The organism is Neisseria sp. P0021.S007 (assembly GCF_051956855.1).
The window spans coordinates 1-957 of record NZ_JBQCXA010000206.1 but is presented as its reverse complement, the minus strand read 5'-3'; the positions used below and the strand labels follow the sequence as shown (position 1 = coordinate 957).

Annotated in this window: 1 protein-coding gene; it reads left to right on the top strand. The window is 52.6% G+C overall.

The window, feature by feature from the left end; all coding sequences use genetic code 11:
• Positions 1 to 957 (top strand): cold shock domain-containing protein (locus tag ACTHUR_RS12250; RefSeq protein ID WP_440398747.1); only part of this gene is annotated, 957 nt, incomplete at both ends.

Below are 957 nucleotides of genomic sequence, written 5' to 3'. Positions count from 1 at the left end.
CCTGAAACCGGACACCGTGTCAGCTTTCAAATAGAAACGGAAAACAACCGCGCCGTCGCAAGGGATGTCGAGCGCGTCAATCCGGGTTATAAAAACAATGACAGCGCGGTCATTACACTGACCGACTGGGATTGGTCGAAGAATGGTGGTTATGGAATGGATGTTTCAAACGAAGGGCAGCCGGTGTTTGTGCTGGGACAGTTTCTTGCCGACCAAACCCGTACGCCTAGGGCGGGCGACCGCCTTGAAGGCATGCTCCGCCGCCATCCCAACGGACAATGGCTGCTGGTCAATGCCGTTATCCGCAGTACGCCTGAGTCCGAACCCGAGCCTGAATCGATACACGCTGCGCCTGCGAAAAAAGCACAAGGTCAAACCGTACACTTTTTTCGTCCGGAACACGGTCCTAAAGTTGAAGTCAAAATCGAGCAGCCGTTGGTTGCCGAAACCCGTTATCCCGCTCCGAAATCCGCCCAAAAGAATCTGTTGCCGCCCAATCAGGTCATGAGCGGTACGATTACTACATGGGATGATGCCAAAGGCTACGGCTTTATCCGTTTCGGTGACGAATCCCAAAATATTTTCTTCCACATCAGCGCGTACCATTACAATACCTGCCGTCCGCAAACAGGGCAGCGCGTCAGTTTCTACTGCAACCGCCCGATAGAAGGCAACCGCCAACAAGCCGTCAAGGTTGTCCGGCTTGGCGACGAAGCATTCCTGTTTGACGAATTGCCACCCGACTACAACAGGCTCAATATCGATATGCAGGCACTCCTGATCAACAGCGTCATCGCCGTCGTTTTCCTGACCGTTGTCGCCGTGCTTTCCAATAAGCTGTTTTTTATTTACGCTCTCATCAGTATTGCCGCCTTCATCCTCTATCAACAGGACAAGCAGACGGCGATGGAGTCCGCGCGCAAAATCAGACGTAAAAACGAATACCAAAACCGTATC